This window comes from Luteimonas sp. RC10 (assembly GCF_014192745.1).
Taxonomy (GTDB): domain Bacteria; phylum Pseudomonadota; class Gammaproteobacteria; order Xanthomonadales; family Xanthomonadaceae; genus Luteimonas.
Genome location: NZ_JACHYJ010000002.1, coordinates 209,097 through 231,510 on the forward strand (window position 1 = coordinate 209,097; position 22,414 = coordinate 231,510).

General features: G+C 69.2%; 16 protein-coding genes. 10 read left to right on the forward strand and 6 right to left on the reverse strand.

Going from position 1 to position 22,414, the window contains the following annotated elements; translation table 11 throughout:
- Nucleotide 1 precedes the first annotated feature (1 nt).
- Entirely contained in the window at nt 2-907 is a 906-nt protein-coding gene (locus FHW73_RS04770; RefSeq protein ID WP_183425576.1) for a 5'-nucleotidase, read from the reverse strand.
- 611 nt (nt 908-1,518) lie between these two features.
- On the opposite strand from FHW73_RS04770, the gene FHW73_RS17550 reads away from it, so the two are divergent.
- Complete coding sequence (locus FHW73_RS17550) at nt 1,519-3,522, forward strand: glycosyl hydrolase family 18 protein (RefSeq protein WP_183425972.1); 2,004 nt, start codon at nt 1,519-1,521, stop codon at nt 3,520-3,522.
- A 67-nt stretch (nt 3,523-3,589) separates the two neighbouring features.
- Here FHW73_RS17550 and FHW73_RS04780 read toward each other — a convergent pair whose 3' ends face one another.
- From FHW73_RS04780 to FHW73_RS04790, 3 genes are all read right to left on the reverse strand, one after another.
- The gene (locus FHW73_RS04780) at nt 3,590-4,357 is read right to left on the reverse strand and encodes an NAD kinase (RefSeq protein WP_183425577.1); all 768 of its coding nucleotides are present in this window, start codon (nt 4,355-4,357) and stop codon (nt 3,590-3,592) included.
- Nucleotides 4,358-4,493: 136 nt separating this feature from the next.
- Nucleotides 4,494-9,416 (reverse strand): NAD-glutamate dehydrogenase domain-containing protein, encoded by a 4,923-nt coding sequence (locus tag FHW73_RS04785; RefSeq protein ID WP_345776156.1) that lies wholly within the window; start codon nt 9,414-9,416, stop codon nt 4,494-4,496.
- 306 nt (nt 9,417-9,722) lie between these two features.
- Nucleotides 9,723-10,871, reverse strand: a complete 1,149-nt coding sequence (locus FHW73_RS04790) for an acyl-CoA dehydrogenase family protein (protein WP_183425579.1) — start codon at nt 10,869-10,871, stop codon at nt 9,723-9,725.
- 309 nt (nt 10,872-11,180) lie between these two features.
- Between FHW73_RS04790 and FHW73_RS04795 the strand changes: the two genes are divergently transcribed.
- From FHW73_RS04795 to mtnC, 6 genes are all read left to right on the forward strand, one after another.
- Complete coding sequence (locus FHW73_RS04795) at nt 11,181-12,683, forward strand: amino acid permease (RefSeq protein ID WP_183425580.1); 1,503 nt, start codon at nt 11,181-11,183, stop codon at nt 12,681-12,683.
- Between the two features lie 75 nt (nt 12,684-12,758).
- Nucleotides 12,759-14,066 carry an amino acid permease gene (locus FHW73_RS04800; RefSeq protein WP_183425581.1) on the forward strand — a complete coding sequence of 436 codons (1,308 nt, stop codon included), beginning with the start codon at nt 12,759-12,761 and terminating at the stop codon, nt 14,064-14,066.
- Nucleotides 14,063-14,314 (forward strand): hypothetical protein, encoded by a 252-nt coding sequence (locus FHW73_RS04805; RefSeq protein ID WP_183425582.1) that lies wholly within the window; start codon nt 14,063-14,065, stop codon nt 14,312-14,314. Before FHW73_RS04800 ends, FHW73_RS04805 begins: the two co-directional genes overlap by 4 nt.
- A gap of 30 nt (nt 14,315-14,344) precedes the next feature.
- Nucleotides 14,345-14,989 carry a methylthioribulose 1-phosphate dehydratase gene (locus FHW73_RS04810; protein ID WP_183425583.1) on the forward strand — a complete coding sequence of 215 codons (645 nt, stop codon included), beginning with the start codon at nt 14,345-14,347 and terminating at the stop codon, nt 14,987-14,989.
- 110 nt (nt 14,990-15,099) lie between these two features.
- Nucleotides 15,100-15,657, forward strand: a complete 558-nt coding sequence (locus tag FHW73_RS04815; RefSeq protein WP_183425584.1) for an acireductone dioxygenase — start codon at nt 15,100-15,102, stop codon at nt 15,655-15,657.
- Nucleotides 15,658-15,695: 38 nt separating this feature from the next.
- The gene (gene mtnC / locus FHW73_RS04820; protein WP_183425585.1) at nt 15,696-16,385 is read left to right on the forward strand and encodes an acireductone synthase; all 690 of its coding nucleotides are present in this window, start codon (nt 15,696-15,698) and stop codon (nt 16,383-16,385) included.
- Nucleotides 16,386-16,514: 129 nt separating this feature from the next.
- On the opposite strand, the gene FHW73_RS04825 is transcribed toward mtnC, so the two are convergent.
- Together FHW73_RS04825 and FHW73_RS04830 are read right to left on the reverse strand one after the other, a co-directional pair.
- Entirely contained in the window at nt 16,515-16,706 is a 192-nt protein-coding gene (locus tag FHW73_RS04825; RefSeq protein ID WP_183425586.1) for a hypothetical protein, read from the reverse strand.
- 521 nt (nt 16,707-17,227) lie between these two features.
- Nucleotides 17,228-17,734, reverse strand: a complete 507-nt coding sequence (locus FHW73_RS04830; protein ID WP_183425587.1) for a copper chaperone PCu(A)C — start codon at nt 17,732-17,734, stop codon at nt 17,228-17,230.
- A 118-nt stretch (nt 17,735-17,852) separates the two neighbouring features.
- Here FHW73_RS04830 and xseA point away from each other — a divergent pair, with 118 nt between their 5' ends.
- From xseA to FHW73_RS04845, 3 genes are all read left to right on the forward strand, one after another.
- The gene (gene xseA / locus FHW73_RS04835; protein ID WP_183425588.1) at nt 17,853-19,181 is read left to right on the forward strand and encodes an exodeoxyribonuclease VII large subunit; all 1,329 of its coding nucleotides are present in this window, start codon (nt 17,853-17,855) and stop codon (nt 19,179-19,181) included.
- 78 nt (nt 19,182-19,259) lie between these two features.
- On the forward strand, nt 19,260-20,906 hold the full coding sequence (locus FHW73_RS04840; protein WP_183425589.1) for an acetolactate synthase large subunit: 1,647 nt from the start codon (nt 19,260-19,262) through the stop codon (nt 20,904-20,906).
- A gap of 34 nt (nt 20,907-20,940) precedes the next feature.
- Nucleotides 20,941-22,401, forward strand: a complete 1,461-nt coding sequence (locus tag FHW73_RS04845; RefSeq protein WP_183425590.1) for an aldehyde dehydrogenase family protein — start codon at nt 20,941-20,943, stop codon at nt 22,399-22,401.
- Nucleotides 22,402-22,414: the final 13 nt, after the last annotated feature.

The following is a 22,414-nucleotide window of genomic DNA, read 5'->3' on the forward strand; positions in this document are numbered from 1 at the left end:
CTCAGCGGTTGGACCAGCCGTGCGGCACATGCCCGGCGGCGACGTGCGGCCGCGCCGAATCGATGTTGTGCTGCGAATCGTCGAAGAAGATGTCTGCCCCGAACGCATCCAGGAACGGGCCTTTCGGCCGCCCACCCAGGAACAGCGCCTCGTCCAGGCGCACGCCCCAGGCGCGCAGCGTGCGGATGACCCGCTCGTGCGCCGGCGCCGAGCGCGCAGTGACCAAGGCCGTGCGGATCGGCGCGTCCTTGCCCGCCGGATACGCCGCCTGCAGGTCGTGCAGCGCGGCCAGGAATCCGCGGAACGGCCCGCCGGTCATTTCTTCGCGCGCACGCTCGCGCTCGTGCTTGTGGAACGCGTCCAGGCCGCCTTCCTGGGACAGACGCTCGCCTTCGTCGCCAAAGATCACCGCATCGCCGTCGAATGCGATCCGCAACTGGTCGTTGCGATGCGCCGGCGCGCGCGCCGGAATGATCGTCGCCGCCGCGATGCCGTTCTCCAACGCCCGCCGCACCGAATCGGGGTTGGCCGACAGGAACAGCTGGGTGCCGAACGGCTTGATGTACGGCCAGGTCGGCTCGCCCGAGGTGAAGGTCGCCCGGGTGATCCCCAGGTCGTGGTGCTGGATCGAATTGAAGATCCGCAAGCCCGTGTCGGCCGAATTGCGCGACAGCAGGATCACCTCCACGCGCGGAGCATCGGGCGGCGCATCGACGTTGAGCGCCAGCAGTTTGCGCACGACAGGAAATGCGATCCCCGGCTCCAGCACGTCGTCCTCGTGCGCGCGCTGATGCTCGGCGTAGGCATCGATCCCCTCGCTCTCGAACAGCGCATGGCTGTCTTCGAGGTCGAACAACGCCCGCGAAGAGATCGCGACGGTCAGCGTGGGAACGAAAGTGTCGGGCATGGCAGGATGTCGTGAGCTCGAGGGGACGGCGCCTCCGCGCCAGCGGGGATCGTCGGATCAGCGGCAGGACCGCGCCGCCGAATTACATCGCGGGCCGACCGCGCATTATGCCAGCCCCGGGCTGCGGCTTGCCCCCGCCGCCCGCTCGCGCTGTCGAGACGGAGCCGCCCTCGGGTCGAGGCGGCCAAGACGCCCAGGCCTCCGACCGCATGCGCGTCGCCTCATGCTGCCTGATGCGCCCGAAGTGCCGGGCCGCGCGCCGCAAACGCAGCGGCTGCGTTCGCTGCGCCGCATCATGAATGCCCGGTGTTGTCGGCCCGCAGTCCGCACAAGCGTGACTGGCCTCGCATTCCGGGCATTCGGCATTGACAACGTTGTCTTTCGGGAGGCACATGGCGGCCGACCGCTCCTCGTCCCGACCTCGTACCGGTTTCCGCTGCCCCCTGGATCACAGGAGGCGGCGGAAAGGGCATCCGGTCGGCGCTGCGCTCCGCGATCGGCTTGCCGACGGCGGCTGGGCGCCGGCTTCACTCGGCATCGGAAAAGGAGACTTCGTCATGATGCATCACAGACTCGCCGCCTGGTCGCTGTGCCTGCTGGCTTCGGCCGGCATGGCCACCAGCGCACAGGCGCAAACCGCCGCCTGCGCCGGCGTTCCCGCATGGAACGCTGGCACGATCTACAACCCGGGCGACCGCCTGACCTACCAGAACCGCCTCTACGAGGCGCGCACCCAGATCTGGAACGCGGCGCCCGACTACTGCACGTCCTGTGGCTGGTACCAGGACCTGGGCGCCTGCAGCGGCGGCACCGCCAACCAGCCGCCGACCGTCTCGCTCACCGCCCCGGCTCAGGGGGCGACGTTCGCCACCGGCGCCAACGTCACGATCTCCGCCAACGCCAATGACAACGATGGCACGATCGCCTCGGTGCAGTTCTTCCGCGGCGCGGTGTCGCTGGGCACCGATACCAGCGCGCCGTATTCGCTGACCTGGCAGAACGCGACCGCAGGCCAGCACGTGCTGACCGCCGTGGCCACCGACAACAAGGGGGCTACCACCACGTCGGCCGCCGTGACGATCACCGTCAGCGGCGGCACCGGCCCGGACACCACCGCGCCCAGCGTGCCGACCGGGCTGCAGGCGACGCAGCAGACGGCCGCCAGCATCACGCTGAGCTGGACCGCATCGACCGACAACGTCGGCGGCAGCGGTATGGCCGGCTACGACGTCTATCGCAACGGCCAGATCGTCGGCTCGCCGACCACGCCCGGCTACACCGACAGCCCCCTATCGGCCAATACCGCCTACACCTACCGGGTCCGCGCACGCGACCGCAGCGGCAACGCGTCGGCCTCATCGCCGGAGATCGTCGCGCGCACGACCGCGGCCAATGCCGGCGGCGACAAGCGGGTGATCGGCTACTTCACCCAATGGGGCATCTACGGGCGCAATTACCGCGTGCGCGATATCGAGACCAGCGGCTCGGCCGCCCGGCTCACCCATATCAACTACGCGTTCGGCAATGTGCGCAACAACCGCTGCGAGGTCGGCGTCACCCAGCCGGCCGACCCGAACACCGGGGCCGGCGGCGACGCGTTTGCCGACTACACCAAGGCGTTCTCGGCCGCCGAAAGCGTCGATGGCGTGGCCGATACCTGGGACCAGTCGCTGCGCGGCAACTGGAACCAGCTGCGCAAGCTCAAGGCCCGCCATCCGGGCTTGAAGGTGCTGATCTCGCTCGGCGGCTGGACCTGGTCGCGCGGGTTCTCGCAAGCCGCGCGGCCGGAGAACCGGCAGGCCTTCGTGGCCTCATGCATCGATGCCTACATCCGCGGCAACCTGCCGGTGACCGACGGGGCGGGCGGCGCAGCAGCTGCGGCCGGCGTGTTCGATGGCATCGACATCGACTGGGAGTATCCGGTGGCCTGCGGAATCGCCTGCGGGACGGCGGAGGACCGGCAGAACTTCACCGCGCTGCTGGCCGAGTTCCGTCGCCAGCTCAATGCGGTGCGGCCGGGCTTGCTGCTGACCGTGGCGGTGGGTGCGGGCGTCGACAAGATCCGCGTCACCGACCCGAACCTCTACCACCCGTCGCTCGATTACATCAACGTGATGACCTACGACTTCCACGGCGGCTGGGAGCCTCGCACCAACCACCACTCGGCGCTGTTCGCATCGCCGAGCGACCCGTCCACGGGCGATGTGCGCCTGTACAACACCGACGATGCGATCCAGGCGTTCCTGGACCTCGGCGTGCCGGCATCCAAGCTCAACCTGGGCATCGGCTACTACGGGCGCGGCTGGACCAACGTCCCCAACACCAACAACGGGCTGTACCAGACCGGCACCGCGGCGCCGGGCACGTACGAGGCCGGCATCGAGGACTGGAAGGTGCTCAAGACGCTCGGCTGGCCGCGCTTCGTCGATTCGACCGCGCGCGCGCAGTGGATCTACAACGGCACGACGTTCTGGTCGTTCGACGACCCGGCGCTGATCGCCGAGAAGATGGCCTACGTGAAGGCCCAGGGCCTGGGCGGTGCGTTCTTCTGGGAGTTCAGCGGCGACGACAGCAGCGGCACGCTGACGCGGGCGATCGAGCAAGGCCTGCGCTGAGGCTGCGTCCGGCGGGTCCAGGGACGGACCCGCCGGCCGGCATGGGCGCCATCAGCGCCCGTGCGGCTCACGCCACGAACTGCTCGCTGAGGATGCGTTCCTCGAGATTGTGCTCGGGGTCGAACAGCAACGTCACCGTGCGCTCGGATTCGCGCACGGTGACCTGCACGACATCGCGGACCTCGTGCGAGTCGGCGGTCGCGCTGACCGGGCGCTTGTAGGGATCGAGCACGCGGAAGCGGACCTCGGTTTCGGCACGCAGGATGGCGCCGCGCCAGCGGCGCGGACGGAACGGGGCGATCGGGGTCAGCGCGACGATGCCCGCGCCCAGCGGCAGGATCGGGCCGTGCGCGGAGAAGTTGTAGGCCGTACTACCGGCGGCGGTGGACAGGATCACACCATCGCCGACCAGCTCCTCCAGGCGCGTGACGCCGTTGAGTTCGATGCGCATGTGCGCGGCCTGACGCGTCTGGCGCAGCAGCGAGACCTCGTTGTAGGCCAGCGACGAGACGGTCGCACCGGACTCGGTCTCGGCCAGCATTTCCAGTGGATGCAGCACCGCGGGCTGGGCCGCGGCGATGCGCGCCAGCAGGTCGCCCTGCCGGTGCTGATTCATCAGAAACCCCACAGTGCCCAGCTTCATGCCGTAGACCGGCTTGCCGAGATGGCCATGGCGATGCAGCGTCTGCAGCATGAAGCCATCGCCGCCGAGCGGCACCAGGACATCGGCATCCGCCGGATCACACTGGCCGTGCTCGGCGCCGAGCACCTGCAGCGCCTCCTGGGCATCGGCGGTCTGGCTGGCAACGAAGGCGATGCGGGGCGTTGCGGTCATCGGCGGGCCGGTGCGGGAACGTCGGCGCGCAGCTTAGCGCAGGTGATGGGGTGGCGGGTCGATGCCGCAGCAGTAGGTCGACGACTCGGCCCCGCCAACGTGCAGGGAGGGCGCCCATGCGCCCTCCCTGCCTGCCTCAGCTGCGCTGGACCAGCTGCGAGACGCGCTGCACCGCGACCGACACGGTCGGGTAGTCGAGCGTCTTCTGCGCCGCGAGCTCGGCCAGCATCGCCAGCGTGAAGCGCAGCGTCGGATCGTCGCGCTCGAGCCAGGTCCGCACCTTCTCCTCGGGCGTGTCGCCGGGCATCGCCAGCACCTGGCCCACGAGCAGGCGATGCTGCTGGCCGAGGTCCTCGCGCAGCACGCCGCGTGCCACTGCGTGCCAACGGCCATCGACCTCGAGTGCGTCGATCTGCGCGGTCAGCCACGGCAGATTGAGCGCTTCGCCGAGACGGAAGTGCACGCGCGCGACATCGATCGGCTTGCGCCGTGTCTCACTGGCAACCTCGATGATGTCCCAGGCCGCTTCCAGATACGGCAGCGCCGCGAGCTGCTCGGCCAGGTCTTCCGGCACGCCCTTCTCGCGCCAGGCCTGCAGGCTGGCGTCGTGCTCGGCACGCTGGCTGTCGGCGATGATCTGGCTGCCGATGCGGATGGCATGGAAGCCGTCGTGATAGCGCGCCACGGCCGTGGTGATGTCCGGGATCGCACCGGCACGCGCCAGCAGCCAGCGAGTGAAGGCCCGCTGCAGGTTCCAGATCACCTGCAGGGCATCGACCTGCACCGACTCGGGCACGGTGCCATCGAGCGCATCGATGCTGTTCCACAGCGCGCGCGCCTCGATCGTCTCGCGGGTGATCGTGAATGCCTTGGCGATCTCGCCCGGCGAGCGACCGCTGTCTTCCTGCATGCGCAGCAGGAACGTCGCGCCCATGCGGTTGATCATCTGATTGGTCACCGCGGTGGCGATGATCTCGCGCTTGAGGCGGTGCTGCTCCATGGTCGCGGCGTACTTCTTCTGCAACGGCACAGGGAAATAGCGCTGCAGTTCGCGCGACAGGTACGGGTCCTCGGGGATGTCGGAGGCGAGCATCTGGTCGAAGGCGACGAGCTTGGAGTACGACAACAGCACCGCAAGCTCGGGACGGGTCAGGCCCAGGCCCTTGGCCTTGCGCTCGGACAGTTCGGCATCCGAGGGCAGGAACTCGATCTGGCGATCGAGCAGGCCCTGGGCTTCGAGGGTGCGGATGAAGTGGCGCTTGGAGCCCAGCCGCGAGACGCTCATGCGCTCCATCAGGCTCAGCGCCTGGTTCTGGCGGTAGTTGTCCCACAGCACCAGTTCGGCGACCTCGTCGGTCATCGACGCCAGCAGCTTGTTGCGCGCGGGCACGGTCAGCTTCTTGGCCTGCACCACATCGTTGAGCAGGATCTTGATGTTGACCTCGTGGTCGGAGGTGTCCACGCCGGCGGAGTTGTCGATGAAGTCGGTGTTGAGCAGGACGCCATTCTGCGCGGCCTCGATGCGGCCGAGCTGGGTCATGCCCAGGTTGCCGCCCTCGCCCACCACCTTGCAGCGCAGCTCGCGACCGTCGACGCGCAGCGCGTTGTTGGCGCGGTCGCCGACATCGGCATGGCTTTCCGACGACGCCTTGACGTAGGTGCCGATGCCGCCGTTCCACAGCAGATCGACCGGCGCGCGCAGGATCGCCGACATCAGCTCGTTGGGGCTGAGCGCGGCGGTGTCGCCGTCGATGCCCAGCGCCTCACGGGCTTCCTTCGACAGCGGGATCGACTTGGCACTGCGCGGCCACACGCCGCCGCCCTTAGCGATCAGCTTGGCGTCGTAGTCCGCCCAGCTCGAACGCGGCAGCGCGAACAGCCGCTGGCGCTCGGCGAACGAGACCGCCGCATCCGGTGCCGGATCGATGAACACATGGCGATGGTCGAACGCGGCCACCAGCCGGATGTGCTGCGAGAGCAGCATGCCGTTGCCGAACACGTCGCCGGACATGTCGCCGACGCCGACCGCGGTGAAGTCCTGGGTCTGCGAGTTGCGGCCCATCGCCCGGAAGTGGCGCTTGACCGATTCCCAGGCGCCGCGCGCGGTGATGCCCATGCCCTTGTGGTCGTAGCCGACCGAGCCGCCCGACGCGAACGCATCGTCGAGCCAGAAGCCGTGCTCGCGGGCGATGCCGTTGGCGATGTCGGAGAACGTCGCGGTGCCCTTGTCGGCGGCGACGACCAGGTACGGATCGTCGTCGTCGTGGCGGACCACGTCGCGCGGCGGCACGATCTTGCCGTCGACGATGTTGTCGGTGATGTCGAGCAGGCCGTTGATGAACAGCGTGTAGCAGGCCACGCCCTCGGCGAACAGCGCATCACGGTCGCTGCCGGCCGGCGGGCGCTTGACGATGAAGCCGCCCTTCGAGCCGACCGGCACGATGACGGTGTTCTTGACCATCTGCGCCTTGACCAGGCCCAGCACCTCGGTGCGGAAGTCCTCGCGGCGATCCGACCAGCGCAGACCACCGCGGGCGACCGGCCCGAAGCGCAGGTGGATGCCCTCCACGCGCGGGCCGTAGACGAAGATCTCGCGATACGGACGCGGCTTGGGCAGTTCGGGCACACGCGCCGAGTCGAACTTGAAGGCGATCGTGTCGCGCACTGCGCCCTCGCGGGTGCGCTGGTAGTAGCTGGTGCGCAAGGTCGCGTCGATCACGCCCAGGTAGCTGCGCAGGATCCGGTCCTCGTCGAGACTTGCGACGCGGTCGAGCAGCCCCTTGAGCGCGGTGCGGGCCGCCTCGTACTGCGCCTCGCGATCCTGTGCGCGGGCATCGAGCACCGGCTGCAGCAGTGCCAGCGTGGCCTCATCGCCCGACAGGGCACCGAGCTGGCTGGACAGCATTTCGATGCCGGCGGCGACCTGCGCCCCGCTCTCGCGGCCGGTGGCCGGATCGAAGCGGGCCTGGAACACTTCCACCAGCAAGCGCGCGAGCAGCGGATAGCGGCCGAGCGTGTCTTCGACGTAGGCCTGCGAGAACGGCACGCCGACCTGCTGCAGATACTTGCAGTACGCGCGCAGCATCGCCACCTGGCGCCAATCGAGATCGGCGGCGAGGATCAGCCGGTTGAAGCCGTCGTTCTCGGCATCGCCGCGCCACACGCGGTCGAACGCTTCGGTGAACGCGGCCGCGCGCGCGTCGATGTCGACGTTCGCGGCCAGGGTCTCGACGAAGAAGTCCTGGATGTAGAGCGTGGTGCCGTCGACGACCAGACGCGTCGGATTCTCGGCGATGACCCGCAGGCCGAGGTTCTCCATCACCGGCAGCACCTCCGACAGCGGCAGGTGCTGACCGCTGCGGTAGAGCTTGAAGTGCAGCAGCGCGTCGCCGGCCGGTGACGTGGCCTGGGTATAGAAGCTCAGCTGTAGCGCGCCGCTCGCCTGGGCGTCGGCGAGCTTCTCGACATCGGTGGCCGCGACCGCCGGCGATGCGAACTCGATGTAGGCGGCCGACAGGCCACGCCCCAGGCGACCGGCCAGGCGCAGACCTTCGCCTTCGCCCTGGCGACGCACGAGCTCGTCGCGCAGGTCGTCGTGCCAGTTGCGCACGATCTTCTGCAGCGCCTGCTCCAGCGCGGCCTGGTCGACATCGCCCTGCACGCCCGCGCGCGGGCGCACGATCAGGTGCAACTGCGCCAACGGCGACTCGCCCAGCACCACGTGCGCATCGACGTGGTCGGCCTGCATCGTCTCGCGCAGCATGTCCTCCACCCGGTGACGCACGTCGGTGTTGAAGCGGTCGCGCGGAATGTAGACCAGCACCGAGTAGAAGCGGCCGTAACGGTCGCGGCGCAGGAACAACCGGCTGCGCACGCGCTCCTGCAGCCCGAGGATGCCGGTGCCCAGACGGAACAACTCATCGGGCGTGGACTGGAACAGCTCGTCGCGCGGCAGGGTCTCGAGCAGGTGCTTGAGGGTCTTGCCGCTGTGGCCGGTCGGCTTGAGGCCGGACTCGCTCATCACGTGCTCGAACCGCTCGCGCACCAGTGGGATGTCCCACGGCCGGCGGGTGTAGGCGCTGGACGTGTAGAGGCCGAGGAAACGCTGCTCGCCGATCACCTGGCCCTTGGCGTCGTAGCGCAGCACGCCGATGTAGTCCATGTAGCCGGGACGATGCACGGTGGAACGGGCGCTGGTCTTGGTGAGGATCAGCGCGTCGACCTCGCCCGCACGTCGCAGCGCATCGGCGCCGAGCTCACTGAGCGGGCGCGACTTGACCGTGGCCGGCGTGCGCAGCAGGCCCAGGCCGCTGTCGGCGACCGGCTCGAGCACGCCGTCGGCGCCCTTGCGGCGCACCTTGTACTCGCGGTAGCCGAAGAACGTGAAGTGGTCGCTGGCGGCCCAGCGCAGGAACTCCTGCGCCTCGCGCCGGCTGGCGTCGGCGACCGGCATCGGCCGGGAGACGAGATCGGCGGCGACCTCCTGCATCTTCTCGCGCATCGGGCCCCAGTCGGCCACGATCGCGCGCACGTCGTCGAGTACGCGACGCACGACCTGTTCGATCTGCGCGCTCGCTTCGGGCGTCTGCCGATCGATCTCCAGGTGCATCACCGACTCGGCATCGCCCTCGCCCACGCCGGTCAAACGGCCGCTGCGGTCGCGCGCGATGTGCAGGACCGGGTGTCCCAGCACGTGCACGCCGATGCTGCGCTCGGCCAGCGCCATGGTCACCGAGTCGACCAGGAACGGCATGTCGTCGTTGACGATCTGCAGCACGGTGTGCGGCGATTCCCAGCCGTGGCTGTCCTGGGCCGGATTGAACAACCGCACGTTGGCGGTGCCCGGCTTGCGGCGCGCGGCGAACTCGAACAGGTCGGCGGCCAGGGCCGCCCAGCCCTCGGCGCTGTGCAGCGGAATCTCGTCCTCGGTCATGCGCCGGTAGAAGCCTTGCGCGAACGCATCGGCGCCGCGGCCCGCGGCCTTGCCTGTGCGCCGCCGCACCGCCTCGAAGATCGGGTCCAGCAAGCTGGCGCCGGCGGGCCGGGACGGCGCCGGCATGACGCTGGCGTCGCTGCCCTGCGGCTTGGCGCGCTTGCGCGGTGCCGGGGCCGGGGCCGCGGCGGCCTTGCGTTTGGAAGAAGGAGTACCGGTCTTGCGGGATGTGCTCATGACGACGATAGGTCCGATGCAATGAGGCCCGCGTTCTCACGCGGGCCGACAGGGAAAAGGAAAACGACGGGTGGCGAGCTGCACGCAGTGCGGCTGGCGGCCGGATCGGGGACGACAGAAGCGGCCGCGCAGCCCTCAGGGCGGCGCGGACCGGTGGAACGAACGACGGGAACAGGGCGAAGGATCACGAAGCGCTCAGCGCAGGCCGGTCTCGTTGCGGGCGATGACCAGCCGCTGGATCTCCGAGGTGCCCTCGTAGATCTCGGTGATCTTGGCGTCGCGGAAATACCGCTCGATCGGCATTTCCTTCGAATAGCCCATGCCGCCGTGGATCTGCAGCGCCTGGTGGGTGATCCACATCGCGGTCTCGGACGCGGTGAGCTTGGCGATCGCGGCCTCGTTGCCGAAGCGCTGGCCCTGGCCTTTCGTCCAGGCCGCACGCAAGGTCAACAGCAGCGCCGCATCGAGCCGGCATTTCATGTCGGCGATCTTGGCCTGGGTCATCTGGAACGCGCCGATCGGCTGGCCGAAGGCCTTGCGCTCCTTGACGTAGGCGATCGTCGCCTCGTACGCGGCGCGGGCGATGCCGATCGCCTGGGAGGCGATGCCGATGCGCCCGGCATCGAGCACGCCCATCGCGATCTTGAAGCCCTGCCCCTCCTCGCCCAGCACCTCGTCGGGCTGGACGACATAGTCCTGGAACTCGATCTCGCAGGTCGCCGACGCGCGGATGCCGAGCTTGGGCTCGGTCTTGCCGCGATGGAAGCCCGCGCGCTCGCCGTCGACCAGGAACGCGGTGACGCCGCGCGCGCCCTTGTCGGGCTCGGTCATCGCGAACAGCACGAAATACTTGGCGACCGGGCCGGAGGTGATCCAGCTCTTCTTGCCGTTGACGACGAAGCTGCCGTCGGCCTGCTTCACCGCGCGGCAGCGCATCGCGGTCGCATCCGAGCCCGACTGCGGCTCGGTCAGCGCGAACGCGCCGATCTGCCGCCCTTCGGCAATCGCCGAGACGTAGGTGCGCTTCTGGGCCTCGGTGCCGTGGGTCAGGATGCCGTTGCAGAACAACGAATTGTTGACCGACATGATCGTCGAGTGCGCGGCATCGCCCGCGGCAATCTCGATCATCGCCAGCACGTAGGCGATCGGGTCCATGCCCGCGCCACCGTACTCGACCGGCACTTCGATGCCCATCAGGCCGTTTTCGCCGAGCAGCCGGATGTTCTCCAGCGGAAACTCGCCCGTGCGGTCGAAGTGCTCGGCACTGGGCGCGATCTTCTCTTTTGCGATCCGGCGCGCGATGTCCTGGATCATCAACTGCTCTTCGTTGAAACCGAACTCCACGGCCGCTCCGCTTCTGCACCAAGGTCAGCGGACAATTGTAGCGACGAACGCATGCCGACTGTGGGACCGGACGTTGCGCACTGCAGCATGAACCCACCGGGAATCTGCCGGGGGCCAACGGTATCGCCACTGCCGCCACTGCTGTCGGGACGCCTCGTCTGACGGCCTGCAATGAATGCGGCGCGTTGCTTGTGCCGGAACGCTGCGTTTGGCAAGGTACGGCGATTCGCGGGGCGCATCGGGAAAAGGGGTATCGGCAGGGAGCCGCCCATTCGTGTGCCCGACCGACCGTCCAACCCGGGGAACCCGATGCTCAAGAACCTGCTGATCACCAAGCCCATCCAGGCCCAACCGCATGTCGACGCCGGGGAGCCGGTCGAAGGCAGCCTGTCGGGCGAGGCCAGCTTCAAGCGCACGCTCACCGCCAAGCACCTGGTGATGCTGGGACTGGGTGCGGTGATCGGCGCGGGCATCTTCGTGATCACCGGCACCGCGGCCGCCAACCATGCCGGGCCGGCGATCATGCTCAGCTTCGTCATCGCCGCCTTCGCCTGCGCGATGGCGGGCCTGTGCTACGCCGAGTTCGCGGCCATGATCCCCGCCTCGGGCAGCGCCTACAGCTACACCTACGCCACCCTCGGCGAGGCGCTGGCCTGGTTCGTCGGCTGGAGCCTGGTGCTCGAGTATCTGTTCGCGGCCTCGACGGTCGCGGTCGGCTGGTCGGGCTATACGGTCAGTTTCCTGGAATCGTTCGGGCTCCATCTGCCCGCGGCATTGACCCAGGCGCCGATCAACTTCTGTACCCACGAAGCCGCGCAGGCCGGCGCCTGCGAGTTCGGCCGGTTCGTGCTGACCGGCGCGCTGTTCAACCTGCCGGCGCTGCTGATCGTCGGCGCGGTGGGCACGCTGTGCTACGTCGGCATCACCCAGTCGGCGACCGCCAACGCGATCATCGTCTCGATCAAGGTCGTGGTGATCCTGTTGCTGCTGGCGTTCGGCGCCCAGTACGTGAATGTCGACAACTGGCTGCCGTTCATTCCCGAGAACCAGGGCGGCGACCGCTTCGGTTGGGAGGGCGTGCTGCGCGGCGCCTCGATCGTGTTCTTCGCCTACATCGGCTTCGACGCGGTCTCGACCGCCGCCCAGGAGGTCAAGAACCCGCAGCGCGACATGCCGATCGGCATCCTCGGCTCGCTGGTGCTGTGCACCCTGATCTACATCGCGGTCTCGGCGGTGTTGACCGGCATGGTGCCCTACACCGCGCTCGGTACCGCCAAGCCGGTGGCAACCGCGCTGGAGGCCTACCCGAGCCTCGCCTGGCTCAAGATCCTGGTGGAAGTCGGCGCGATCGCCGGCCTGACCACGGTGATTCTGGTGATGCTGATGGGCCAGCCGCGCATCTTCTTCTCGATGGCCCAGGACGGGCTGCTGCCGCGCTTCTTCGGCGCGGTGCACAAGCGCTTCCGCACCCCGCACAAGGGCACCGTGCTGGTTGCCGCGGTCGCCGCGGTCATGGCCGCGCTGCTGCCGATCCAGTTGCTGGGCGATGTGGTATCGATGGGCACACTGGTTGCGTTCGCGACCGTGTGCCTGGGCGTGATGGTGCTGCGGCGCACGCAGCCGGGGCTGCACCGCCCGTTCCGCACGCCCGCGGTCTACGTCGTCGGCACGTTGGGTGTGCTGGCGTGCCTGGGGCTGGTGGCGATCATGCCGATGCTCAACTGGATGGTGCTGCTGGGCTGGACGGTGATCGGCTTCACGATCTACTTCGCCTACGGCTACCGGCACAGCAAGCTGCGCAACGCCCGCTGAGTGCCCTCCACGGCCCGCATCGCGCGGGCCGTGTCGTTTCCGACCCGGCGCCGCGCGCCACTGCGAGATTCCGCGATGTCCATTGCTCCCACGGCCAGGAAGATCGGACCGGTGCTGGCGACGTTCATGGTCGCCAACAACATGATCGGCTCGGGCTTCTTCCTGCTGCCGGCCACACTGGCGCGCTCGGGCGCGGTGACCGCGCTGTCGTGGCTGCTCGGCACGCTGCTGGCCGTCGCACTGGGCGGCGCATTCGCACGCCTGGCCCGCCAGTACCCGAACCTCGAATCGCCCGACGACTACATCCGCCCGACGCTGGGTCGCGACATGGGCTTTCTGGCCTCCACGCTGTACTGGCTGTCATCGTGGATCGGCAACAACGCGATCGCGGTGGCTGCGTTTGGCTATCTGATCATCCTGCTGCCGATCGAGGCGACGCCCGTCGCGCAGGTCGTCGGCCAGGTCGTGCTGATCTGGTCGATGTTCGCGCTGAACCTGTTCGGGCCGCGCACCATCGCCCGGTTCCAGTCGTTCTGCGTGGTGTTCGGCCTGCTGCCGGTCGCCGCGATCCTGATCGCCGGCTGGGCGCACTTCGATCCCGACCTGTACCTGGCCGGCTGGAACGTCAGCGGGCAATCGGACGCAGCGGTCGCGATCGGCTCGCTGTCGGTGGTGTTCTGGGCGTTCATCGGCCTGGAGACCGGGGCGATGGTCGCCGGTGTCGTCCGTGACCCGGACCGCAATGTGCCGATCGCCACGCTCGGCGGCATCCTGCTGGCCGGTGTCGTCTATCTGGTGTCCTCGGTGCTGATGATGGGCATCGTACCGGTCGCCGAACTCGCGCAGTCGAGCGCACCGTTCGCGCTGGTCGCCGGACAGATGTTCGGCGCCTGGGCGATCCCGGTGATCGCCGCGGCGGCCGCGCTCAAGGCCACCGGCACGCTCGGCGGCTGGATGCTGGTGACCGGCGAGTCGGGCGCGCGCGCCGCCCAGCGTGGTTTCCTGCCGGCGATCTTTGGCCGGCTGCTGCGCAACGGCGCGGCCGGCACCGGCCTGCTGATCGTGGTGATCTCGATGACCGCGATCGCGCTGACCACCTTCTCCGACTCGGTGGCGGGCCAGTTCGAGACGATCATCAACATGGCGGTGACGCTGGTGGTGATGGCCTATGCCGCCGCGGGCCTGAGCCTGCTGCTCGGCAACCGCACGCATGCCTCGGGCACGCGCGAGCGCCTGCTCGGCATGGGCGCCCTGCTCGCCTGCGGCCTGCTGGTCTGGTCGACGCCGATCGAGACGCTGATGGGCGCGGCGATCATCGCGCTGCTGGCCTGGGCCGGCTATCGCGGGTTCAGTCGCCGCGCACGGCCGGATGCCGCGCCGTGACCACGCCCCAGAAGGACGACTACTGGTTTCCGGCCAAGTCCTTCGGCTGGGGCTGGGGGGCGCCGCGGTGCTGGCAGGGCTGGGCGGTGCTGGCGGTCTATGCGATCAGCGTCGTCGTCGTGCTGCTGCGGTTTCCGCCGCAGCGCGACCCCGCGGCCTTCTTCGGCTGCCTGTCGCTGGCCACCGCGCTGCTGATCGCAACCTGTGCGCTGAAGGGCGAACCACCGCGCTGGCGCTGGCATCGTTGATCGGTGCGCACGCGCGGTAGACTCTGCGCCATGCCCGATCCGACGCCCCCCTTCGATGCCCACCGCCTGCGCGAGCTCGCCGGCGAGTTGATCGTCAACGTCCGCGAACTCGCCCAGGCCGGCTGGACACCGGCGACCAGCAGCAACTTCTCGCAACGCCTCGACGACCGCCACGCGGCGATCACCGTGTCGGGCCGCGACAAGGGCCGGCTGCAGGAAGACGACATCATGGTCGTCGATTTCGATGGTCAGGCCGTAGGCAGTGACCATCGGCCGTCGGCCGAGACGCTGTTGCACACCCAGCTCTATCGCCGGTTCCCCGAGATCGGCTGCATCCTGCACACGCATTCGCCCAACCAGACGATCGCCTCACGGCTGTACGCCGGCGCCGGACACGTGCGCATCGAAGGCTACGAACTGCTCAAGGCCTTCGCCGGCAATGCGACCCACGAGACCGCGATCGACGTGCCGGTGCTGCCCAACAGCCAGCACATGCCCACGCTCGCCGCGCAGGTCGAATGCCTGCTCGATGCCGGCCCCATGTGGGGCTACCTGATCGACGGCCACGGCCTGTATGCCTGGGGCCGCGACATGGCCGAGGCGCGCCGGCATCTGGAAGCCTTCGATTTCCTGCTGCATTGCGAACTGGCGCTGCATCGTCTGCGCGGTCGCTGACCTCCCGATCCACGCGCGCGTGGAACGCCTGCGTTCCGCGCCAGTCAACGCCGGCGCCGAGGGCAGCTGCTAGTCTGGCGCGCTCACCCTCTCGCCCGAGCCAGACCGCCATGAGCCGCCTTCGCATCTTCGCCGACAACGCCCCCGACACGCCGCTGTTCGACAGCCGCGATGGCGAGGAGATCGCCCGCGAGCTCGGCAGGCTCGGCGCGACCTTCGAGCGCTGGGAAGCCTCGCAACCGGTCGCTGCCGGCGCCTCGTCCGAGCAGGTCATGGCCGCCTACAAGGCCGACATCGACCGCATCAGCGCCGAGCGCGGCTTCACGACGGTCGATGTCATCAGCATCGCGCCGGACAACCCCAATCGCGACGAGCTGCGCAAGAAGTTCCTCGACGAACACCTGCACAAGGAAGACGAGGTCCGCTTCTTCGTCGACGGCTCGGGGCTGTTCACGCTGCATGTCGAGGACAAGGTCTACGAGATCGAGTGCGTCAAGGGCGACCTGATCGGCGTGCCGCATGGCGTGACCCACTGGTTCGACATGGGCCCGGAGCCGCGCTTTGTGGCGATCCGGTTCTTCCAGCAGCCCGATGGTTGGATCGGCCACTTCACCGGTTCGGACATCGCCCAGCAGTTCCCGCGCTACGAGCCGGGCGCGCGCGACTGACCCGCTCCTCAACACGCGCGCCAGGACCGATAAATCGCATGATCCTCACCGACATCGAAGGCACCACCAGCAGCATCTCGTTCGTCAAAGACGTCCTCTTCCCCTATGCCCGCCGCGCCCTGCCCGGTTTCGTCGCCGCACATGGTCAAGATCCCGACGTTCGTCGCTGGTTGGATGCGGTAGCGATCGAGCACGGCGCGATGTGCGACGACGCGATGATCGTCGAGACACTGCAGGGCTGGATCGACGAGGACCGCAAGCACACCGCACTCAAGGCCTTGCAAGGCAAGATCTGGGAAGCGGGCTACCGCGAGGCCGACTTCACCGCGCACATCTACCCCGACGCGGCGCAGGCCCTGCGCCGCTGGCATGCGGCCGGCGAACGCCTGGCGGTGTACTCGTCGGGCTCGGTCCCGGCGCAGAAGCTGTTCTTCGGCCACAGCGATGCCGGCGACCTGACGGGTCTGATCTCGGCCTGGTTCGACACCGAGGTCGGCGGCAAGCGCGAGGCGGCAAGCTATGCGCGCATTGCCGAGGCATTGCACGAGTCACCGGCGGCGATCGTGTTCCTGTCCGATGTCGTGGCCGAACTCGACGCCGCCCGCGAGGCCGGCCTGCGCACGGTGCTGGTCGACCGCCTCGACGACTACCCCGAACCGCGCGATGCGACCGCCGCAAACGGCCACCGCCGCGTGACCTCGTTCGACGCGATCGATCCTGCCGCCTGATCACGCGCGCCCTGTCGGCGTGCTGGGTACGCGCAGACACGATGATGACGAGACTGCGCAGATCGTTGCCGAACGCGTCAGACCGAGGCCATGTCGCACGCACTGCGCCTGCTGTAACGCGAGCAATTCTCATTCCGTCATGCCCTGTGCGCGCTCGCTAGAATCGAGGCGCGCCGCAAGCCCGCCCTCGCCAGCCAGCCGCGCACGACCCGCCCGCCAGCCTTCGCTCGCCAGCCGGTCATCTTTCAAAAACCCGCGCTTGCGCGGGTTTTTGCATTTCATCGATCGCTCGGTGCGCAATGCGTGTTCCGTGCTACGCACGCCGCATCTCCACTCGTACAGATCGCCCCCCGATCCCCGCACCGTCGCAAGCGTACGCAGGCGACAACGCGCCTGCAGACAGGCGTTGCCGAAAGCTCGCCGCGAGCGTCCGCCCCCACCCCAGCCCTCCCCCGCATGCGGGGGAGGGAGCAAGGCAATGCACCCGTTGCATTCCGTTCTCCCGCATGCGAGGGAGCACCGCCGTTCTCATTCGACCGTGGATACGACGCGAGCGCACACCGCACACGGCAGCCGTGCGTTCCCTCCCCGCTTGCAGGGGAGGGAGCACAGCCCTTCTCAGTCGACCGGGATACGACGCGAGCGCACACCGCACACGGCAGCCGTGTGTCCCCTCCCCCGCTTGCGGGGGAGGTCGACGCGCAACGCGCGGCGGGTGGGGGCGTCTTCGAGCACCGTTGCGCCCGCATTGCGCTGGTCATGTGCGAGCACCGGCGACCGGCATCGCGCGACATAGGCCGCACCGACGCGATCACGTCGGCAAGACGCGATCTCGCGCGGGGTCAGTGCCCGCTGTGGCCCTCGGCCGCGGCATCGCCGGCCAGGGGGCGGACGTCGAACTGGACCTGCTGTGCAGGCGCGTGTTCGAAGTGCAGCGTCGCCTCGACCGTGGCGCCCGCCCGCAGCGGCTCGACCGGGTCGATGAACATCAGGTGGTAGCCGCCGGGGCGCAGTTCGACGTCCGTGCCGGCGGCCAGCGGGACGCCGTCGGGCAGTTCGCGCATGCGCATCATGCCGCCGTCGTGGCGCATCTCATGGATCTCCACCGCAGCGGCGGCGGCGCTCTCCACCGACACCAGCCGGTCGTCGGCGGCGCTGCGCAGGGTCAGATAGCCACCGGCCACGGCCGCATTGGGCGGGGTCTCGCGGATCCAGGGGTCGGACACCGTGACCTGGGCGGTACCGGTCGCGGATGCCGGCGTGGCGGCATCGGGCGACGACGGCTGGCAGGCGGCCAGGGTCAGGGCGGTCAGGCCGACGGCAAGAAGACCGAAACGGGGATGGCGCATCCGAGTACTCCGCTGCGACGCCTGCGGCGCCTGGCCGGCCATTATCGCCGGCTGCGGGCATGGCGCCTGCGACCGGGTGTCGCAGCCCCACGCACCGCATGCCGGTATCCTTGTGCGCATGCACGATTCCGCACGCGACGTCCTGACCCCGAGCCAGCTCAACACCCTCGCCCGCGGGTTGCTGGAGGACAGCTTTCCCCAAGTCGCGGTCGAGGGCGAGTTGTGCAACGTCTCACGCCCGGCGTCGGGGCATATGTACTTCACGCTCAAGGACACGCGCGCCCAGGTGCGCTGCGCGCTGTTCCGGCAGAAGAGCCAGTGGCTGCGCTTCGTGCCGCGCGACGGCATGCTGGTGCGCGCGCGCGGCCGGGTGACACTGTACGAGGCGCGCGGCGACTACCAGTTGATCCTCGACACGCTCGAGGAAGCCGGCGAAGGCGCGCTGCGGCGGGCGTTCGACGCGCTCAAGGCCCGCCTGCAGGCCGAAGGCCTGTTCGAGGTCGAGCGCAAGCGCCCGCTGCCAGTGTTCCCTAGGCGGCTGGGCGTGATCACCTCGCCGTCGGGCGCGGCGGTGCGCGACGTGCTCAGCGTGCTGGCACGCCGGTTCCCGCTGCTCGAAGTCGAGGTGCTGCCGACGCTGGTCCAGGGCGTCGAGGCGCCGGCACAGTTGCTGCGCACGCTGCAGCGCGCTGGAGACAGTGGCCGCTACGACGTGCTGCTGCTGACCCGCGGCGGCGGTTCGCTCGAGGACCTGTGGGCGTTCAATGACGAGGCGCTGGCCCGCGCGGTGGCGGCCTCGCCGGTGCCGGTGGTCTCCGCCGTCGGGCACGAGACCGACTTCAGCCTGACCGACTTCGCAGCCGACCTGCGCGCGCCGACGCCATCGGCCGCGGCCGAATTGCTCACACCCGACCGCGCCGACCTGCTCGGGCGGGTCCGCCAGTTGCAGCGCCAGGTCGATGCGGTGCAACTGCGCACGCTGCAGACCTGCGCCCAGCGGCTTGACCGCGCGGCGCTGCGCTTGCAGGCCACCCGCCCCCAAGCGCGCCTCGACGCCTTGCGTCAGCGGCAAGAAGCGGCGCTGCGCCGACTGCAGACCGCCCATCGGCAGCAACTGCAGCAGCGCCAGGCGCGGCTCCAGCATGCCGGCGCGGTGTTGCGCGCAGCCTCCCCGCAACGGCGGCTCGCCCAATTGCACCAGCGCCTGGATGCGCTGCAGGCGCGGCCGCAGGCCGCGGTGGCGCGGCGGCTGCAGCGCGACGCGCTGCATCTGCGCGGGCTGGTGCGCTCGCTTGAAGCAGTGAGCCCGCTGGCCACGATCGCCCGCGGCTACAGCATCCTGCAGCACGAGGACGGCCGCATCGTGCGCAGCACCGCCGACGCTGCGCCCGGCGATCGGCTCGATGCACGGGTCGGCGATGGCATGCTGCGGGTCGAGGTGCAGTAGCACGGCCCTGCCCTCGCCCGGCGATCACGCCGAGGCTGGCACGATGACCGGCGATCTGTCGCTGGAGCATACGGACCGATGACCAAGGCCTCCGACCTGTTCGTCGCGGCGCTCGAAGCCGAAGGCGTGACCCACGTGTTCGGCGTGCCGGGCGAGGAGAACCTCGACCTGCTCGAATCGCTGCGCGCCTCCTCGATCGACCTGGTGCTCACGCGCCACGAACAGGCGGCCGGTTTCATGGCTGCGACCTGGGGTCGGCTGACCGGCAAGGCCGGCGTGTGTCTGGCCACCCTCGGCCCCGGCGCGACCAACCTGGTCACCGCGGCTGCCTATGCGCAGTTGGGCGCGATGCCGATGCTGATGGTCACCGGGCAGAAGCCGATCCGCAGCAGCCGCCAGGGCCATTTCCAGATCGTGGACATCGTTGACACGATGCGGCCGCTGACCAAGACCACGCGCCAGTTGGTCTCGGCCGACGGCATTCCCGCGCGCGTGCGCGACGCGTTCCGGCTGGCCGAGGAAGAACGTCCGGGTGCGGCCCATCTGGAGTTGCCGCAGGACATCGCCGGCGACGATACCGACGCACAGCTGTTGCCAGCCGCCTACGGCCGTCGCCCGCTGGCCGAGCCCAAGGCGATCGCACGGGCGGCCGAGGCGATCGCCGCCGCCCGCCGTCCGTTGCTGATGATCGGCGCCGGCGCCAACCGCAAGACCACCGCCAAGACACTGCGCGCGTTCGTCGAACGGCTCGGCATCCCGTTCTTCAGCACGCAGATGGGCAAGGGCGTGCTCGACGAGACCGGGCCGCTGTGGCTGGGCACCGCGGCGCTGTCGTCGGGCGATTTCGTGCACCGGGCGATCGACGCGGCCGACTGCATCGTCAACATCGGCCACGACGTGATCGAAAAGCCGCCGTTCTCGATGCAGGCCGGGCAGCGCACGGTGATCCACGTCAACTACGCCAGCGCCGCAATCGATCAGGTCTACTTTCCGCAGATCGAGGTCGTCGGCGACATCGCCAACGCGGTCTGGCAACTGGACGAGGCGCTGGCACCGCAACCGCATTGGGACTTCGCGTGCTTTGGCCGCGTGCGCGATGCGCTGTGTGCGCATATCGACGCGTTGGCGAGCGACGACCGCTTTCCGCTGCGCATTCCGCACCTGGCCGCGGTGGTGCGCGACGCATTGGGACCGCGCGACATCGCCTGCCTCGACAACGGCCTGTACAAGCTGTGGTTCGCGCGCCAGTACCGTTGCCACCTGCCCAACACGCTGCTGCTGGACAACGCGCTGGCGACGATGGGCGCCGGCCTGCCATCGGCGATGGCCGCGCGCATGGTCCATCCCGACCGTCGGGTCGTGGCGGTCTGCGGCGATGGCGGCTTCATGATGAATTCGCAGGAACTCGAGACCGCGGTGCGCCGCCGGCTCGACCTCGTGGTGCTGGTGCTGCGCGACGACGCCTACGGCATGATCAAGTGGAAGCAGGCGCACGAGCACTATCCCGACTACGGCATGGACTACGGCAATCCCGATTTCGTGGCCTACGCACGCAGCTACGGTGCGCGCGGCCACCGCCCGACCTCGGCGCACGCATTCGCCGCGCTGCTGCGCACCGCGCTCGACACGCCCGGCGTCGACCTGATCGAAGTACCGATCGACTACGCCGACGACGACACATTGCTCAACGAAGACATTCCGCGCCGCAGCGCCGCCGTGGCCTGAGCACCCCACCCGCCTTCCGATCCTGGAGACCCCGATGGCCAAGTCCCCCCGCCGCGCCGCCGGCCTGGCGCGCCGCTATCCCTACTACCTCGCCAACGCTGCCGTGGCCGCGAACGCCGACCTCGAAGTCCGCGACAAGTACAGCGGCACCGTCGCCACGCGCGTGGCGATGGGCGATGCCACCGCGATCCGCAAGGCAATCGTCGCCGCGCACAAGGCACGCGAGGCGATGGCCGCCTTCGCCCCCGACCAGCGCCGCGACGTGCTCGAGCATTGCGTGCGCCGGTTCGAGGAACGCGCCGAGGAGCTCGCGCTGGCGCTGTGCATCGAGGCCGGCAAGCCGATCAAGGACGCGCGCGGCGAAGTGACGCGTCTGATCGATACCTTCCGCATCGCCGCCGGCGAGGCGACCCGGCTCGACGGCGAGGTCGTCGAGCTGCAGATCTCGCCGCGCACCCGCGGCTATCGCGGCATGGTCAAACGCGTGCCGGTGGGCGTGTGCAGTTTCATCACCCCGTTCAATTTCCCGTTGAACCTGGTCGCGCACAAGGTCGCGCCGGCGATCGCGGCCGGCTGCCCGTTCGTGCTCAAGCCGGCGGCCAAGACCCCGGTCGGCGCATTGATCATCGGCGAGATCCTGGCCGAGACCGACCTGCCCAAGGGCGCGTTCTCGGTGATCCCCTGCAGCAACGAGGACGCGGCCGCGCTGACCGAGGACGACCGCATCGCGCTGCTGAGCTTCACCGGCGGCCTGGTGGGCTGGGACCTCAAGGCCCGCGCGGGCAAGAAGAAGGTCGTGCTGGAATTGGGCGGCAACGCCGCCTGCATCGTCGACGAGGACCCGGGCGCCAGCCTGGACCACGTGGTCGAGCGGCTGGTGTTCGGCGCCTACTACCAGTCCGGGCAGAGCTGCATCGGCGTCCAGCGCATCTATGCGCACCGCGCGATCCACGACGCGCTGCGGCGCAAGCTCAAGAAGGCCGTCGGCGCACTGCGCATGGGCGATCCGCGCGACGAGACCACCTTCATCGGCCCCGTGATCGACGCCGATGCGGCCGACCGCATCCAGTCGTGGATCGAGGCCGCGCGCAAGGGCGGCGCCAAGGTCATCGCCGGCGGCAAGCGCGAGGGCAATCTGATCCCGGCCACACTGCTGGAGAAGGTGCCGCGCGACGCCGACCTGCAGCGCAAGGAAGTGTTCGGCCCGGTCGCCCTGCTCGAACCGGTGGACAGCTTCGACGAGGCGATCGCGCGCGTGAACGACAGCGATTTCGGCCTGCAGGCCGGTGTGTTCACCGGCAACCTCGCCCACGCGATGCGCGCCTGGGACCGGATCGAGGCCGGCGGCGTGATCGTGGGCGACGTCCCGAGCTTCCGCGTCGACAACATGCCCTATGGCGGCATCAAGGACTCGGGCATCGGCCGCGAAGGCGTGCGCTACGCGATCCGCGACATGTGCGAGGACCGGCTGCTGGTGATCCGCGACCCGGTCTGAGTCGGCCGTCGCC